Origin of the sequence: Pseudomaricurvus hydrocarbonicus, assembly GCF_011602365.1 — a bacterium.
GTDB classification, from domain to species: Bacteria; Pseudomonadota; Gammaproteobacteria; order Pseudomonadales; family Cellvibrionaceae; genus Pseudomaricurvus; species Pseudomaricurvus hydrocarbonicus.
Map to the genome: position 1 here is coordinate 1 of NZ_JAAONZ010000022.1, position 17,222 is coordinate 17,222.

Genomic DNA, 17,222 nt, shown 5'->3' on the forward strand with positions numbered 1-17,222 from the left:
CTCGTCTGAACACCTCATAACTCCTCAAAGAGTGCTGCCCCGGCATGCTGACAAATACTGGGGGTAAGGGGGAGTTGTGCCCTGAAAAAGGAAATCGTTCAAATAGTAAACTGAATCAGGGTTTGAAGCTCAAACTGGCCGCTGGCGCGGCCTTGATTGCGACGGAGCTGGGTATTGGTGAAACATCCGGGTTAGCCGCGAGACATGTATTTTTCAGAGGAGAGAATAAACACAACGAACACACTGAAAAAACCTGGACGGTGAGTGTTCTCACGGCCCAGGTTTTTTTTCAGTGTGATAGATGATGCCAAATCAGGCAACGGCCTTTTTAGGGTCCTCTTTGATATCAATTACATTGCCCTTTTTGGTCTCGGCCACCGACGACATAAATTCCTGCCCCCAATAGTTGATGTCGTAGTACTCGACCACTTCGAAGGCTTCCTTGAGTCGGGCTTTGGCATCTTTGGCGTGCATCGTCAGGGCGAAATAACAGGTGTCTGCCAGCTCTACCGGGTCGTGGGGGTTGGCCAAAACGACACCTCTTAATTCTGCCGCAGCTCCGGCAAATTCCGACAGCACCAGAACACCACGGCCTGCGGTTAACCCCTGGGTGGCGATGTATTCTTTGGCCACCAGATTGAGACCGTCACGCAACGGGGTAATCCACATAACATCGGCCATGGCGTAGTAGGCCACCAGTTCTTCAAATGGAAAACTGCGGAAGAAAAACTGAATGGGAGTCCAGCCCACTTTGGCAAAGCTGCCGTTGATGCGCCCGACCGCTTGCTCAATTTGAGTTTGCAGTTCGTCGTAGATCGACATTTCCTTGGCGGCGGGCACACACACGGTCATTAACGTGATCTTGCCAATCAACTCGGGGTGGGACTTGAGCAGGCGTTCATAGGCCTGGAGTTTTTCCAGAATGCCTTTGGTAAAGTCGAGTCGCTCCACCGACAAAATGACTTTGGTACCCTCAAATTCTGCTCGCAATTGCGCCATACGAGTTTGAATTGAAGGCATCGCCAGCGCGTTCTTGATGCGGTCGAGGCTTAAGCCTACCGGGTGAGCGCCGAGGCTGATGTTGCGACCGTTGACTTCGATTGTTTTGGTCATTTCTTCCAGACCGACCGCACAGCCATAGGTGAGAAAGCGCGGCGCACAGCTGACTTTTTCTTTCACCGTAAACGGCGTTACACCGCGTACCACATCGACAAAGTTTTCTGACTGGCGCGGGATGTGGAAACCGACGTAGTCGCACTGCAGCAGGCTGCCGATAATGTCTTTTCTCCAGGGCAAGACATTGAACACATCGGCGGAGGGAAAGTAGGTGTGGTGGAAGAAAGCGATGGTAACGTCCGGGCGGATTTCACGCAGGTAGGCGGGCACCATCCATAAGTTGTAATCGTGAATCCACACCACGGCGTTTTCAGCGGCCTCGGCGGCGGTGCGCTCGGCAAAGGCCTTGTTCACTTCGAGAAACACTTCCCAGTGCTCTTCGCGGAAGGTCGCGCGCTCCCAAAAGGTATGCAGCGTGGGCCAGAAGGCCTCTTTGGAAAACTGTTTGTAAAAAATGTCGACATCATCTTTGGTCAGGCGCACCCGCGCGGCGCGCAGATTGGGGTAGTTACTGGCGTCCACTTCGGTGTGGGTTTCGAACTCTCCGTGATTGTCATCGTGGGTCGACCAGGCAACCCACGAGCCGCGACGACCATCGGCAAAAAAACCCAGCAGGGTGGGGATAATGCCGTTGGGGGAAGAGGGACGGCGACGCCTTAATTCGCCATCCTCAAACACTTCTTCGTAGGGCAGGCGGTGGTAGACGATCACCAGATCCGCTTTGCCCGGGGGCAGGGTGTCCTGAATCTCTGCCTGCAGTCCGGCGGGACCGAGAAAGCCAAAATGCTGGAAGGCTTCGAGAATACCGCCGCAGCCGGGTTCTTGGGCGTGTAATACCCGAGTGCGGTGTTCAGTGGCCTGCAACAAGGCCGGTTCCGAGTCACCGACACAGACACCGATGAAGCCATGCTCATACATGGAGAGATCGTTAAGGGTATCGCCAGCCACCATCACCTGTTCGGGATGCCAGCCGAGGTGAGTGACCAGTTCGCGTAAGGTTTTGCCCTTGTTGATGCCGGGTGGCAGTACGTCCAGGTAGCGCTCGGCGGAATACAGCAGGTCACAGCCGAGGTCCTCGACAATGGACACAACTTCATCGTCAATGGCGCCCTCGTCGCAGAAATACGAGCAGCGGCGTTCCTGGGGAACGTCCTGGCGTTGCAGACCCTGCTTGTGGGCCAGCGCACTCTCGATGACCTGGGTGCCGGGCCAGAGGGCATCAATCTGTGCCTGTACTGGCTGAATGGGTTGCTGGTTGTGGCCTTCGACAATGGTGCAACCGACATCGCAAATGATGTAGTCGGGCTGGGGAATGGTAGGATCAGACAGTAGCGGCAACACGGACTCGAGTCCGCGGCCGGTGACAAAAGCCAGGGTGATCTTTGGGTGGGCACTGATCAACTGGTAAAGCTGCAGCCGTTGTTCGGCTGTACCGGCCAGAAAAGTTCCGTCCAAATCGGTGGCTAAGAGCATGACAATCTCCTGTTCGTGATTGTCGCCGCTCCCGGGGAGGGGTTATTGGCAGTTCCGACGTTGACACGCCGGAGTTTAAATATCCTGGCGATAAGACCCTCGATAATGGGAGCCTCGACAATCAAGGCAGTGTGTATGCCTTAAAAAAGCTAGCCGCATGCGCGTGCTATGGTCGCGAAACCTCGCGATTAGAAATGGTCTCTGGACCATCAGCGACAGCCTTTTTTAAGGCTCGTTTCAACCGTGGGCGTCAGACTTAAGCAAGTATCAATGCCGCCGGGAATCGGGTGGTACACCGTCCGAGCGCGTTGCGGCCTTGTTCTCAGCGCACGCAACCTTTCGCTGTTAATACCGCAACCCCCTAATAGCAGGGACACTTGATTAAACCTGAGCAGCCGCGTCTTCCTCATCTTCCGGCAGCATTTCCAGCACCGTGGGTGTGGTTCGCACCATGGGCACAAATTGTATCGGATGTTCGGAAGGCGCTGCCTTACTGCGTTGCAAGTTTTGTACCGCGAAAAGACACAGTGCCAGCTGCACGACCACAAAGTAGGCCGTTAGGGCCTGGTGGCTGCTCCAGGACATGAATTGTCCTGCGACAGCGGGGCCGATGGCCGCCCCAAGACCGTGCAGAAACAGCAGGCAACTGGCACCCGAGAGAATATTGTCGGGCTCCAGGTCGTCCATTAACATCGCCACTGACACCGGATACACGGCAAATGCAAAGCCGCCGTAGAGGGCGGCGGCCATCAATACCCAGTCGCCCACGTAAGAGGTTGCCCACAGGCCGCAGGCCACCAGCGCCGCCAGGCCGGTGACGACGGCGAGGACTTTGCGCCGGTCGTGGGTATCCGAGTAGCGTCCCAGTGGAAACTGGAAGAGGGCGCCACCCAGGATCGCGCAGGACATAAAGGTGGCGACCCCATGACTGTCCAAACCGATACGGCTGGCATAAATCGCTCCCAGCCCCCAAAACCCGCCCATGGCGAGGCCGGACAGCAGCGCCCCGGCGACGGCGACCGGGGAAATGCGAAAGATGGCGGTGACTTTTAAGCGCGGCACGATGGAAACGTGCGGTTGCTGCATCCGCGTCAGCGTGATGGGCACCAGGCTCACGCTGATCAGAATCGCGGCCAGGGCAAACAGCAGAAACCCCTCGGCCGAACCGAGGCGCAACAGCTGCTGGGCAATGGCCAGAGCCCCCAGATTGACGGCCATGTAGAGGGCAAAGACCCGGCCGCGCTGCGGACCACTGGTCTGGGCGTTGAGCCAGCTTTCCGTCACGGTGTAGAGAATCACCAGCACCGTGCCGGTCATCACGCGCAACAGCAGCCAGCTCAAGGGGCTGACAAACAGGGCGTGCAGCAGCACCGAGCTGGAGGCCAGAGCGGCACAGCAGGCAAAGGTGCGAATGTGTCCGACGCGCTGAATCAGGGGCAGCGCGAGAAAGGTGCCGACAAAAAAGCCGAGAAAATACCCGGACATGATCATGCCCATGGCACTGTCGGTGTAGCCTTCCAGGCCACCGCGAATCGCCAGCAGCGTGTTCAGTAAGCCGCTGCCCAACAGCAGCAGCGAGATGCCGGTCAGCAAGGCGGCAATGGGGACAACGAGGGTCAACATGATTCAGACTCCTGTTACATCGAGAGTTTTGAGCCGTGTCCGCGATCACAGCGAGGCTCTGTGGTTAACCCGTTTGGTGCGCTTAACGCAGCTTGAGTTCCTGTCGGGTCAGTGCCCGCATGAGCCCGGTGTGGTGAGTGAGCTCACATGTTTTCGTGAGGCCAAGGCCGGCGGGCAATAACCCGTCGACGTCAGGGCTGCGGTTGAGAGTGGTGCGCAGGTTTAACACTGAAAGGATTTGGTGACCTTTTCATCCACATCCAGATAGTCAATGGTGGCGGTTTTGAAATTCAGATCCACAAATACATGGCAGTAGTACTCGCCGTGACGCCACGCCATGGACACGCTGCACTGGCTGGAATAATTGAGTTCAAAGTGACCGTCAAAGGCCGGGTAGTGGCTGCGAAAGCGCATCAGTGCCAGCAGTCGATGTACCACCGGTTGCGCCACGGCCTGGTCAATTTCGTCACGGGAATAAAAGTGGCGGTTGATGTCCCGGAACTCGCCGGTGCTGTCCATTAACTCATAATCGTTACAGCCAGCCAGTAAGCCGACGTAGTAAACCTGCGGAATACCGGGGGTAAAAAACTGAATGGCGCGGGCGGCAATGTAGGCGTCGTCGTTGCGCATCAGCGCATCGTAAAAGGTGCACGTCAGCTGATAGATGGCACCAACACTGTGCACGTTGGCCGCCGAGCGGCGCAGGATGGGATCGGCACTGCGGGTGTTGATGTTGTCGATCAGGATCGTGACCTGTTCTTCCGGCAGAATGGATTCCACGTCCGGAATACAGATGCCGTCGTGGGTATCGAGCACGGTGACCATGTTGCGCGGGCACATGCGCAACCAGTTTTTCAGGTAGACGCTGTTGGCGTCCAGCAGCGAGTACAGCAGCAGCGGTGGCAGGGCAAAACCGTAGGGGTGCATGTTGCGCCGCCCGATGGCGTACTGATAACTGGGGTGGTCGTGCACCTCGGGCAGGATTTCGGCACCGTGCATTTGGGCGACCTCGTTGGCCCAGTCCAACAGTCGATACACCTCGGGCTCGACCAGAAAGCAGCTGGTGCCGATGCGTTTGGTGGTGTAGCCAAACGCGTCCAAGCGAAACAACTTTACCCCTTTTTCGGCGAGAAACTGCATGTTTTCCGCCATAAACTGGTAGGTAATCTCGTTTTCGAAATTGAGATCAATCTGGTTTTCGGTGAAGGTACACCAGACGCGGCCGCTGGAGCCATCACCAAAAGTGACGTCGCGGAAGGGTTCTTTCTCCTTGCGGATGTGGATTTTGCTCAGGTCGTCGTGGGAGATGTCGCCCAGCTTGTCCACGTCCACAAACAGGTCGGCGTACTCCGACCGGTCGCGTTTGTCGATGTAGTCCTGGAATTCCACGGATTGATCGGAGATGTGATTGATGGTGACATCACACACCAAATCAAAATCGGCGGCGATCGCCTCAATATCGGCCCAGCTGCCGAACGTTGGCTCCACTTCACGGTGCGATAACGGGGAAAAGCCTCCGTCAGCGTTGGAGGGAAAAAAGGGCAGGATGTGCACTCCCCCGATGGCGTCGGAAAAGTGTTGGTTGAGCACCTGATGCAGATCTTTCAGGTGACTGCCCATGCGGTTGGGGTAACAGATGAGTTGGACGGCGTTGCGTAAAGGCATCATTCCTCCAGTGGTTGTTACGACAGGAGGCAGCAAGGTCTGTGCCAGTGAAGTAGTCCGGCGCATACAGCCGGACACGGTTTGGGGTGATGACGGGCAGGTATTGGAACGAAAATACGGTAGAATGGGCGCCTTTTTATTGGCTCAGGGTTCGGTGACGGGGGAAGTCATTTGGCTTTCCGGCTGCCCTGTTTTGGAAACTCATGTTTAAGAAGAAATCTCGATGATCGAAGTATTGTTACTGGCGGTGGCCCTGAGTATGGATGCGTTTGCGGTGTCTATTGGCCTGGGGTCCAAGAAAAAAGAAACGCCGCTCTCCATGGCGTGGCTGGCGGGGGTTTACTTCGGGATTGCGCAGGGCGTGATGCCACTGCTGGGCTATCTGGGTGGTAAAGGGGTGTTGGGCTGGGTGGAGCAGTACGCGCCCTGGATTGCCTTTGCGTTGCTGTTGTTCATTGGTGGCAAGATGATTTATGAATCCTTCACCGAGGGGGTCGAAGAGGACATCACCCAGGTGACGCACCATGTAATGTTGATCCTGGCGTTTGCCACCAGTGTCGATGCCATGGCCGCTGGCTTTGCCCTGACCCTGATGGATGTGGCGCCCTTGCTGGCGTGTCTGATCATTGCAGTGACGACCTTTCTGTTCAGTTTCGCGGGTGTGTATGTAGGGGCCAGAAGCGGCACCTGGCTGGAAAGCAAAGCGGAGTTGTTCGGCGGGGTGGTGTTGATTCTCATCGGGCTGAAAATTCTTCTGACCTGATCTGCTGGTGCGCAGGTAGCCGGCCCGGTGTGGTTGCCGCGGTGCTTTTTTACAGGCTACTGTTGTTAGAGCCCCACGTTTAGAAACAACCGTTGCCGGCGCTGCAGTGCCGGCAACGGTTGTTGTCTGGGGTGTTTGCTGCCCGACCTCCGATGTCAAAAACACCCCCTTCAACCCCATCGATCGCCGAAACCACCCCCCCGTCCAGCCGATGTCTCACGTCCCCCCTCATTCGCAAGTTGTGTCCAGCCACCGCGCACCGGCGTTTCAGTTCCGGATTTATGTCACTGCGATTCCGTAGCAACCGCTTGCGGCCGGGGTGGCTGCGGGCCAGAGGCCCGGCCTTGGAAAAATTTTCCAAATTGCGTCTACACTGAATGGCATAGATTACATCTTGAGCAGCGTTTCACTGTTCCTTGCCCGGGTGTTCCGAGCGGCGCCTGTGCCGGCGACATCAGTAATGAATGCAACCTAAGGATTGGCCACGATGGATGACCTGAAGCCCGCGAAGACCTCCCACCCCAAGCAGATCCCGACCCCGGTGCTCGATACGGCGATCCGTTTGGGGCTGATCGCCATCATGGTTTATCTGGCCCTGCGCGTTTTCTCGCCATTCCTGGGGTTGATGGTGTGGGCGTTGATTTTGGCCATCGCCCTGTATCCCCTGAACACGAAACTCGCGGCCAAACTGGGCGGGCACCAGGGGCGCGCAGCGACGCTACTGGTATTGGTGGTGGTGCTGTTGGTGGGGGTGCCCACAGTGCTGCTGGGTATTTCGCTTGTGGATCATATGCTCAGTGCTTACCAGTCACTGGAAGACGGTAGCTTAACCATTCGTGGCCCGGGACCGAACGTGGCCCAATGGCCGCTGGTGGGTGAGCAGATCCACGCCACCTGGGAGGCGGCCTCCAACAATCTCACGGCCTTTATTGCTGAACACCAACAACAATTGCGGGACGCGTCGCGGCGGACGGCGGCGGCGCTGGGCGGTGTCGTGACCACCTTGCTGGGCTTTCTCGCCGCGTTTATTGTCGCGGGCGTTATGTTGGCTTATGCCCATCCCGGGGCGGCGAGCACCCGCCGCATCTTTACCCGTGTCTGTGGTCCGACAGTGGGCCCCGAGATGCATACGCTGACGGTGGCGACGGTGCGCTCGGTGGCGACGGGGGTGATCGGGGTTGCGTTTATTCAGGCGGTGTTACTGGGTATCGGTTTTCTGTTGGCGGGCATTCCGGCGGCGGGTCTGTTGGCGCTGGGGGTGCTGGTACTGGGGATCATGCAGCTGCCTGCGGCGCTGTTTGTGATCCCGGTGGTGGCCTGGTTGTGGATGGCCGGTGATGGCTCCGCGCTGACCAATGTGCTGCTCACGGTGTACCTGATCCTCGCCGGCCTGGCCGATAACATCCTCAAACCCATATTGCTCGGGCGAGGCGTGGCCGCACCCATGCCGGTGGTGCTGCTGGGGGCCCTGGGCGGCATGATGACCAGCGGTTTGATTGGCTTGTTTGTCGGGGCGGTGATTCTCGCGGTGAGCTACCAGATCTTCATGGCCTGGGTGGATACCGGCCCGGATACGGTCATGGGTGAGAGTCCCTCGGTCGAGTGATTCGTGTGCAGTGCTTATCCGCTCTATGGTTCACATCGGCAAGGGCTTTTTGCCTCTGTGCCGCGGCAAGGACAAGCCGCAGCGCTGTGGTCCTGTGCTCGCTGGGTTTGGCCGCTTGTGCGCCCTTGGGGCCCGATTACCACGAGCCGCAGATCAACTGGCTGGCCGACTGGCAACCGAGTCTTTATGGTGAAGCCGGCGTTGATCCTCAGGCCGCTGACCTGAGCCAATGGTGGCAGCGCTTTGATGATGGGGTATTGACGGACCTGGTGAACAAAGCCCGCCGGGAAAACCCGGGGCTGCGCATTGCCGGCTTGCGCCTTCTTGAGAGTCGGGCGCTACTGGGTGTGGCGACCGGGTTGAAATACCCCCAGTTGCAGCAGCTCAACGCCACCGGCGCTTATGTTTATGAACAGCACGGCAGTGGTCTGGACCGGGAGTTCAACACCGGCAATGCCTCCTTTGATCTGGGTTGGGAACTGGATTTTTGGGGCCGTTTCCTCCGCAGCATCGAATCGGCCGATGCCGCCTACTTTGCCTCAATCACCAACCAGCACGATGTACAGGTGCTGCTGGCCGCTCAGGTGGCGCGTCTTTATTACGGTTACAAAACGACTCTGCAACGCATTGAGATCGCTCAGAACAACGTCGCACTGCAACAGCGCAGTTACCAGATTACCGAGCAGTTGTTTCAACAGGGGCAGGGTTCCGAGCTCGATCTGCAGCAGGCCAAATCCCAATACCTGGCCACTCAGGCCACCATTCCCGCCTTACAGTTGGGTTTGCAACAACAGCGCAATGCGCTGAGTGCCTTGCTGGGGCGAGCACCCGATGATCTGCCGGAGCTGGAGGGGGTCGACAGTCGCTTGCCGGAATTGACGCCGTTGAGCTTGCAGCAGATACCGGCGACGCTGTTGTTGCGGCGTCCGGATGTGCGCACCGCCGCCTGGACGGCGGCAGCCCAGTCGGCCCAAATCGGTGTGGCGAAAGCGGAGTTGTATCCGTCGATCTCCCTGTTCGGAACGTTTGGCTGGTCGGGCAACAGTCTGGAGCTGACCGATAATGTCACCACCACCGCCCTGGGTCCGACCATGAGCTGGAACATCTTCAATTATGGCCGCCTGAAAAATGCGGTGCGCGTGCAGGATGCGCGTCTGGAACAGGTGCTGGAAGGGTATCGCAGCAGTGTGCTGAATGCGGCCCGGGAAATCGACGATGCGGCCAGTCGCATTGCCCAGACCGGCGCCAGCCAAACGATTCTGGATCAGTCACTGACCGCGGCTGAGCGTTCTCTGGAGATCGCCAGCCGGCGCTATCGCGAAGGCTATTCCGATTTCCAGCGGGTGTTGGATGCCCAGGCCAGGAGCTTTGCCCAGGCCGATCGTGCCATCGTCAATCGCGGCGATCATGTGGCCGCCATCATTGGTCTCTACCAGGCTCTGGGCGGCGGCTGGCAGGCGGCGACGCTGGAGACGGTGATCCCGGCAGCAGTGAAACACAACATGCACGAGCGCACCGATTGGGGTGACTTATTGGATGAGCCGCTCGCTACGCCTGCCGTGCCCCAGCCGTCGTCACCCTCAGCAGCATCAGGAGCTACACCATGAGCGAGCACTCACACACAGCCGGGGGGCCGCCGACCGACCGAGCTGCGAACCCGGCCTCGGCGGCCGATCAGCGGCTCTCTCAGGAGGTCCACGACAACGCGGTGAAGGCCGCGCCCGGGGCTGACGATGCGGAGTCTGTTGCGGCCGAGAAAGCGGTTAAACGAGGTGGCTTGGGCCTATTGGTTCTGATCCTGGTGACCCTGATCTGGTATTTGACGGCTGACCGTTTCACGCCCTATACCTCCCAGGCTCGGGTGCAGGGGTATGTGATCGGTGTGGCACCGAAGGTGGCGGGGGTATTAACCGACGTTTGGGTCACCAATAACGAGTCGGTGCAGGCCGGGCAGCGGCTGTTTTCCATTGATCAGAGTCAGTATGCCCTTGCCCTGGAGAAGGCCGAATCGGATCTGCGCAATACTCGCAAACAGGTCGAAGCGGGTGAGGCGGCGGTCAAAATGTCGCAGGCCAAGCTGCGAGCCGCAGAGGCGGGACTGCTCAAGGCACAACAGGATTACACCCGCCTTAAGCGATTGCGCGAAAACGACCCCGGCACCATTTCCCAGCGCCGGCTGGAGCTCTCCCGGGCCAGCCTGGAACAGGCGCGGGCCAATGTCGCGGCGGCGCAAGCGGATATCCAGCGGGCCGTTGAACAAAAAGGGGGCGCGAACGACGCCGACAATACCCTGTTGAACACCGCACAAACGGGCGTCGACATGGCGCAGCTCAATCTCGACAACACCACGGTGGTGGCCCAGACCGATGGTGTGATTACCGACATGCGTGCGGATGTGGGGCAGTTTGCCGGAACGGGGACCCCGGTGATGACCCTGGTGGCGGTGCAGGATCTGTGGATCAACGCAGAATTTACCGAGAACAACCTGGGGCACTTGCAGCCGGGAACCCCGGTGGAAATCCTGCTCGATGCACTGCCGGGGGAAGTGCTGCAGGGCCGCATACGCAACATTGGGGTAGGCATCAGTGCCGGCAATCCGCCCCCTCCCGGTGGCTTGCCCAGCGTGCAGAACAATCGCGACTGGTTGCGGCAGGCCCAGCGCTTCCCGGTGCAAGTGGAGTTTAACGGCCCTTTGCCGCCGCAAGTGTTGCGCCAGTTGCGGATTGGGGCGCAGGCCACCGTGATTGCCTACAGCGAGGGGCACGGACTGCTCAGGCTGTTGGGTCAATGTTATATTCGGCTGTTAAGTTACCTGTCGTATGCCTTTTGAGGCCAGGGTTAGAGGTCAGAATTTAGGTTAGAGCTTAGGTTAGAGATTAGCCCAGCGGCTGAGAGGCAAAGACGCTGGCGGAGCCGGATTCAGAGAACAGGGGCTGCCATGATCACCCACACGACCCGCCTGCCGTTGGCAGCACGGCGCAGTTTTCGACTGGCGCTGGTGGCCAGCCTGGCTCTTGCTCTGGCCTACGGCATGGGGTTGGGGTTGCCTTTTCTGGCCCCCCTGTTGGCGGTGATCTTGACGGCCACTCCGGCACCGCCGCCAGGCCCCAAACAGCTATTGGTTCTGGTGGTGGCGGTGAGCCTCAGCTTGGGCGTCGGCATCTTGTTGGGGCCACTGCTGCAATTTGCACCGCTGTCAGCGCTGTTGATTATTTTTGCCGGGCTGTTCGTCAGTAACCGCATGGCGATTGCCGATGGCAAGGAGGCCAGCTCGGTGTTGCTGGCCTTTGGCTTTACCCTGATTCCGGCCGCCAGCAGCGTCAGTCAGGCCCTGGCCAGCGCCCTGATTATGGCGCTGGTGGTGGGGGTGGTGATTGCGGTGGTCTGCCAGTGGTTAATCTATCCCTTGTTTCCGGAAGATGAGACCGCAGTTCCGATGCCGGTCCCACCCACCTTGGCGGACTCCGATTGGCTCTCGCTGCGGGCGACTTTGATTGTGCTGCCGGCGTTTTTGTTGATGCTGACGAATCCGGCTACCTATTTACCACTGGCGTTGAAAAGCATTCTGCTCGGGCGCGAGTCCTCCGAGGTGGGGCTGCGTCACGCCAACCGGGAAATGCTCGGCTCTACTTTCCTGGGCGGGGTTTGTGCCATTGGGGTGTGGATCTGCCTGAGTCTGGCGCCGCTGTTGTGGTTCTTCTGGGGCTGGATGCTGCTGCTGAGTCTGTTGTTGTCCAGCTGGGTTTACGGTGTCCTGCGCAGCCGTTTTGGACCCTCGTTCTGGGTGGGTACCTTAACCACGGCGATCATTTTGTTGGGGGCAGCGGTTCAGGACAGCGCCAACGGCAAGGACGTTTACCAGGCTTTTGCCGTGCGAATGGCGCTGTTCCTGCTGGCCGCGCTCTATGCCGGGCTGGCGATGTGGGCGCTGGAGCAGTGGCGCAAGCGTCGCTCCCGGCGTCGGCTTGCCGGCGAGTAAGGCAACCGCAAATACCGCAGACAAATAACGGAGACGTGGAGATGTTGATAAATATCGTGATAGGGCTGTCAATGATGGCGGTCTGCCTGCTGTTACAGGGCGTGTTGGTGGTGCAGGCACTGCGGTTTTACGCCAGTCGCCAGTCGCGATTGCATTCGGCGTTTCTGGCCGGTATGCGGGTGACGGTAGGGTTGATGTTCATCCTGATTGTGGGCAATGTCGCTCAGGTGTTTGCCTGGGCGATGTTGTTTCTCTGGTTGGGGGAGTTTCAGCAGTTGTCGGTGGCGGTGTATCACTCGGCGGTGAATTTCGCGACATTGGGTTACGGTGATATTGTCATGTCGGATGAAAACAAGTTACTGGGCCCGCTGGAGGCCCTCAACGGGGCAATGATGATCGGCGTGTCCACCGCGGCACTGACCCGCGCCTTTGCGGAGGTGATGAACGATCACCTCCCGCCGAGGGCTGACTAGCGAGCGCTTAATTTTTTTAACAACTCCACTTCTTCCGGCGTTGGGGTATAGCGGCCACCACAGCGAGCATCGGTTTTTTGCAGCAGTTGCAGCATCGCTGCGGTGAGTGGGATTGGGTCACAGCCGTGGCCGGTTTCACAGATCATGTCGAATTCGGGTTTGGCTTTCACGTGACAGGCGAAGCAGTTGCCGCCGAAGCGGTTCACCACATCCACAAACCCGCGCTTGTGTATCTCGCTGCCATCGCTGGCGACGTTCAGCTCAAAAAACTCCCAGTCTTTGGTGGCGGCATTGAAGCCTTTGGGGTGTTTGACCATCACTTCGGTCGGCACCAGTTGCACCACCGAGCCTGGGGGGTATTCCCCCTGTTCGGCCCTGGCGATGGCCAGAGTATCTTCCAGTTTGCCTTCAATCAGGTTGTCCACGTAAAACCCCCGCACGGGGTTCATGTCCAGGATACAGCGGAAATCGCTGGCCTCGACCTTGAGGGGCTGAGGGGACGTGGACTCTGCGTTGGCACTGATGACGCAGAGTCCAGTGATGATGAACAGCAGTGCGGATTTAGCCCACAAGGTGAGGTTTACTTGCGAGTCTGGGAATGAGGGACGGGTGTTGATCACTTTCATCATGGGCGTGGAGCTCCTTGTCGGTCGTAAAGGCTTGAGAAGAGACGGTATTTTAGGTTGTAAAAAATTAAATTGTAAGCAATTTAATTTAATATGCAACGCTTTGCTTGTGCACTTTGGTTTGGGGCAGAGTTTTGGTCGTTGGGGTTGGAAAGATCAAGTCTGGTGACAAGGGGCCGCGCTTAAGCGCGGGTTCATGGTGCCGTGAGTGAACCCGCGAAGGACTGGTTCGTGACGAGGGTGATTGGTTATCGCAGTTTGTTGACGGCATCGATGCCGTTCATACCCACCTCAATACCCAAGGCTTTGGCGTTGTCAGAGACAGCTTTAACCTGAGCTTTTAGCATGTCATCGTGGCTTTTGACGCCGCTGACAATGGCACAGGCCTCACCGGTTTTATTGCAGGTCTCGATATCGAGATAGGCGCAGGCCAGCAGACCTTTGCTGCCCTTGATCACCAACAGCGGCAGCTTGAGCTCCACCCGCTCGCGGGTGAGGTTGTTCCAGTCCATATCAGGCAGTTCAGTGCGGGTCGGGTTGGCCATGGCCGGTGAGATTAAACAGTGGGCGAAAAGGATCAACAGACAATACTTCATGACGACTCCGGAGGGGTGGGTTAGGGTGTTGAGCGAACGGGTCAATCCAGAGCAAAATCTATGCCGCTGTACAGCGCGTGTACTGTCGACGGGACAGTCGCGATCGCCAGTAACCGGCGCTGGGGGGTACCCGCGACACAATCACCAGCCGGGCTGATGCACTGTCGCTCAGGTATCTGGGTTCAGATATCTATGTTTAGATATCCAGAGTCAGGTTCCCGGTGCGAGTAGCCAGGCTCAGCTACCTGCGCATTGGGATATCAGAAAAGGGCACATCCTTGGTCTTGTGGTCACTTGTCGTGCGCTTCCTTGTGAGTTCAACGGTCAGTTGTTTAACGCACATGGTGTGGGGGCGTTATCAGTGGCAACCGCCATTGGAAATGATGCCGCTCCAGTTGCCTCAGGGGGTCAAAGCGGCCACCCGGCTCACAGAGCCTGATGGGCGCAACGCTGGCGACAGTAACGGGTTTATTCGCCCCAGAATTTCCACCATTTCTTGCTGTGTTCTTCCCGAGCCTGTTGTCCTTGTTCAGACCCTTTACCCAGCTCATTGCGCGATTGTTCGGCTTTAGCCTGCGCTTGTTTGTCGCTCCCTTTCATGTGTTTGGCAGCGTCGTTGTCTTCGGGTTTTTTGGATTTCTCGGTTTTTTTGGCTTTTTCAGATTTTTCAGGTTTTTCAGATTTCTCGGACTTGTTGGGTTTTTCGTTTTTGCCGTGAGCTTCTTTATGCTCCATCGCCTGCATGTGTTCTGCCTGAGGGGATTCGCTAGCCTTGTCTTTTCCGGCCCACTCGGGCTTTTCAGCCAGCGCGGCGGTGGAGAAGGTACAGACTAACATCAGTGGCAGTAAACTTTTTTTCATGTAAAAAACTCCAGTGGTTGGGTGTTATGCTGATTTAACGGCATTGGTTTGGGCCGGCAAGGTGCTTGCCGGTGATGGGTAACGGTTAACTGTTCTGGGGCTGTAATGCCTGAGACTGCTTAAAGCCATAGACCACAAAGCAAAGCGACAGGAGTTGCTGCGCCATCAAAATCGGTTTGTCCTGTAACAACATCAACGTGGCCATGCTGAGGTTCATCAGCATGAAAAAGACCCAGCCGCTGCGATGGTTCTTGGCCATGTAAAAACTGCCCAGTAAAAAGCCCAGCATGACTCCGATTTCCAACAGTTGAGACACCGAGGTGATGCCGCCGTGCAGATTGACGCTGTAGGCCAGACCGAAGGCCAGCGAAGAGTACGTACACAACGTGACCAGCTTGTTGAACAGTTTGTGGGGCTTTTTATGGTCGTGGTAGGTGTTATACAGGCCCAGCAGCATGGCGGGAATTCCGCCCGCTTCGATCGAGGCTGCGATCCAGTTCTGGTGGCCCACCAGCACAATCACCCAGGCGGGCACGCCAAGAATGTAGATGGTCCAGGCGGAAAGTCTGAAGGTTTTTTTGGTGGGTTCGGGCTGAGACTCGGACAGGGAAAACAGTATCTTGTTGATCAGATAAAAAGAGCCACCCCAGATTTGCAACATCAGATCCATATGTACCACACATCAATTTGTCCTGCTTTGATTTTGCACTATACCTGTTTCCAGCGGCTCTCGTCAGCTTTTCACTGAGCATCGGCTTTTGCGGCGCCGGGTTTTGACCGGGTCGGATTGTGGCGGGACGACGACGCTGGTGAGCTGTACGAGGTTGGTGAACTGGTGTTTACAGAACTGCTTATTGTACAAACCCCCTGATGCCACGGGGCTGCTGATTTGGGTTGAGTTTGGGAAGCGCCCGGCATCCGTGTTGTTTTCTGGCGGGGGCCTGCCGGCATTTACGGTAACGCTGTAATGCCGGGCAACAGGCAGGCCCGGGAAAGAAGTTGAGAGCGGGACTATAAGGTCAGCGGTAAGGCCAGCGGTGGGGATAAAGGTGCTTTAGTGGACTGGGCTTTGCTGCGCCATCTTCGCAACTTCCGCCTCAATCCAGTCCTTTGCTTCGGCAGTCACCACCTTGCTGGTTCGCCCTTCGGTGGCAATGGCAGCACCGATGACAACTTCAATGGTGCCCGGATTTTTCAGCCATTTTTTCATCGGCCAGTAGACGCCGGCGTTGTGGGCAACCGGTATCAACGGGGCGCTGGCGTTAATCGCAATGTCGGCACCGCTGCGGGCGTAGTTGCCGGCTTTGCCCACCGGGGTGCGGGTACCTTCGGGAAAGACCAGCACGTTGTTACCTTCATCCAGGCGTTTCTGGCCGTAGGTTTTCACCTTCTTGAGAGCTTCTTTGGGGTTGCTGCGGTCGATGGCGATGGGGCGACATTGGGCCAGGCCCCAGCCGAAGAACGGAATTTTCAGCAGCTCTTTTTTGAGGATGATTGAGGTGGGGTGAAAAAACCACTGGAAGAAAATGGCTTCCCAGGTGGACTGGTGTTTGGCCATGATGACAAACGGTTGCCCCTGGGGCAGGTTCTCCATGCCTCGCACCCGGCAGGTCACTCCGCAGATGTGTTTCAGGGCCCACAGCATGACCCGATTGAAAGAGATAAAAAAGCGGCTGCGGAATCGGTAGGGCGTCAGGGGCATGACGATACCGATAACGCCAAAGACGATTGCAGTAATAGACATAAAAGCATAAAAGGCAATGGCGCGGGCAACCTGCATAAATTATCCGTAATGTTCAGTGATGTAGAAAGCGGCTTGCTGTAGATTATCAAACACTGGCAAATTGTCTAAGGCCAGTTTCTCGTCGGCAGGCTGAGTGTTCGGGCTGCTGGCCTCGGCTAGCTGCCTGAGGGTTTTTTCCCCTTTACCGGTTTTAACCAGAATCGGATCACAGCCTTTGGCGGTGCCGGCTTGCAGGTCGCGCAGGCTGTCACCGACCACGGGGACACCGGCGGCGCTGGTTTCAAACTCTTTTTCGATTTGCTCAATCAGACCCGGCAGGGGCTTGCGACAAGTGCAGCCATCATCGGGGCCGTGGGGGCAATAAAAAACCGCGCTGATCTCGCCGCCGGCGCTTGCCACAGCCGCACGCAGTTTATTGTGCATGGCTTCCAGGTCGTCGGTGCTGAAGTAACCGCGGGCAATGCCGGACTGGTTGGTGGCAATCACCACGGTAAAACCGTGGTGATGCAGGTGCGCGATGGCTTCGGCGCTGCCATCAATGAGGATAAATTCATCCACGGATTTCACAAACGCGTCGGAGTCACGGTTAATGACGCCGTCGCGGTCGAGAATCACCAGTTTGGTTTTGGGCATAGGGTGTTGGCTCACTTTGATCCCTGTTATTGCGATGGTCGTAAGGGGCTTAAGGCCACGCGGC

At 57.5% G+C, this 17,222-nt stretch carries 15 protein-coding genes; 6 read left to right on the forward strand and 9 right to left on the reverse strand.

The features are described 5' to 3' along the window. Positions 1-312: 312 nt before the first annotated feature. The 3 genes from ggpS to gtfA form a co-directional block, all read right to left on the reverse strand. Positions 313-2,589: a glucosylglycerol-phosphate synthase gene (ggpS, locus tag G8770_RS20425; protein WP_167191426.1), complete on the reverse strand. Its 2,277-nt coding sequence runs from the start codon at positions 2,587-2,589 to the stop codon at positions 313-315. Between the two features lie 381 nt (positions 2,590-2,970). Continuing rightward, positions 2,971-4,212 (reverse strand): MFS transporter, encoded by a 1,242-nt coding sequence (locus G8770_RS20430; RefSeq protein WP_167191428.1) that lies wholly within the window; start codon positions 4,210-4,212, stop codon positions 2,971-2,973. A gap of 222 nt (positions 4,213-4,434) precedes the next feature. Then, positions 4,435-5,877, reverse strand: coding sequence for a sucrose phosphorylase (gtfA, locus tag G8770_RS20435; RefSeq protein ID WP_167191430.1), 1,443 nt, complete (start codon positions 5,875-5,877; stop codon positions 4,435-4,437). Positions 5,878-6,100: 223 nt separating this feature from the next. Between gtfA and G8770_RS20440 the strand changes: the two genes are divergently transcribed. The 6 genes from G8770_RS20440 (at position 6,101) to G8770_RS20465 (ending at position 12,698) form a co-directional block, all read left to right on the forward strand. Next, positions 6,101-6,640 (forward strand): manganese efflux pump MntP, encoded by a 540-nt coding sequence (locus G8770_RS20440; protein WP_167191432.1) that lies wholly within the window; start codon positions 6,101-6,103, stop codon positions 6,638-6,640. Positions 6,641-7,127: 487 nt separating this feature from the next. Then, positions 7,128-8,246, forward strand: a complete 1,119-nt coding sequence (locus G8770_RS20445; RefSeq protein ID WP_167191434.1) for an AI-2E family transporter — start codon at positions 7,128-7,130, stop codon at positions 8,244-8,246. 86 nt (positions 8,247-8,332) lie between these two features. After that, complete coding sequence (locus tag G8770_RS20450; RefSeq protein WP_167191436.1) at positions 8,333-9,853, forward strand: efflux transporter outer membrane subunit; 1,521 nt, start codon at positions 8,333-8,335, stop codon at positions 9,851-9,853. Further along, positions 9,850-11,076: an HlyD family secretion protein gene (locus G8770_RS20455; RefSeq protein ID WP_167191438.1), complete on the forward strand. Its 1,227-nt coding sequence runs from the start codon at positions 9,850-9,852 to the stop codon at positions 11,074-11,076. Before G8770_RS20450 ends, G8770_RS20455 begins: the two co-directional genes overlap by 4 nt. A 108-nt stretch (positions 11,077-11,184) precedes the next feature. After that, positions 11,185-12,225, forward strand: a complete 1,041-nt coding sequence (locus G8770_RS20460; RefSeq protein ID WP_167191440.1) for a DUF2955 domain-containing protein — start codon at positions 11,185-11,187, stop codon at positions 12,223-12,225. A gap of 41 nt (positions 12,226-12,266) precedes the next feature. Then, complete coding sequence (locus G8770_RS20465; protein WP_167191442.1) at positions 12,267-12,698, forward strand: ion channel; 432 nt, start codon at positions 12,267-12,269, stop codon at positions 12,696-12,698. Here the strand turns inward: G8770_RS20465 and G8770_RS20470 are convergent. The 6 genes from G8770_RS20470 to gmhB all read right to left on the reverse strand — a co-directional run bounded on the left by G8770_RS20470 (position 12,695) and on the right by gmhB (position 17,158). Continuing rightward, positions 12,695-13,327, reverse strand: coding sequence for a cytochrome P460 family protein (locus tag G8770_RS20470; protein ID WP_167191444.1), 633 nt, complete (start codon positions 13,325-13,327; stop codon positions 12,695-12,697). The genes G8770_RS20465 and G8770_RS20470 overlap by 4 nt on opposite strands. Positions 13,328-13,572: 245 nt before the next feature. Further along, entirely contained in the window at positions 13,573-13,920 is a 348-nt protein-coding gene (locus tag G8770_RS20475) for a YunC family protein (protein ID WP_243760604.1), read from the reverse strand. Positions 13,921-14,388: 468 nt separating this feature from the next. Continuing rightward, positions 14,389-14,781 carry a hypothetical protein gene (locus G8770_RS20480; protein ID WP_167191446.1) on the reverse strand — a complete coding sequence of 131 codons (393 nt, stop codon included), beginning with the start codon at positions 14,779-14,781 and terminating at the stop codon, positions 14,389-14,391. A gap of 85 nt (positions 14,782-14,866) precedes the next feature. Continuing rightward, on the reverse strand, positions 14,867-15,451 hold the full coding sequence (locus G8770_RS20485; RefSeq protein ID WP_167191448.1) for a nicotinamide mononucleotide transporter: 585 nt from the start codon (positions 15,449-15,451) through the stop codon (positions 14,867-14,869). A 384-nt stretch (positions 15,452-15,835) separates the two neighbouring features. After that, on the reverse strand, positions 15,836-16,561 hold the full coding sequence (locus tag G8770_RS20490) for a lysophospholipid acyltransferase family protein (protein WP_167191450.1): 726 nt from the start codon (positions 16,559-16,561) through the stop codon (positions 15,836-15,838). A 3-nt stretch (positions 16,562-16,564) separates the two neighbouring features. Continuing rightward, positions 16,565-17,158, reverse strand: coding sequence for a D-glycero-beta-D-manno-heptose 1,7-bisphosphate 7-phosphatase (gene gmhB / locus G8770_RS20495; protein ID WP_167191452.1), 594 nt, complete (start codon positions 17,156-17,158; stop codon positions 16,565-16,567). Between the last annotated feature and the right edge of the window lie 64 nt (positions 17,159-17,222).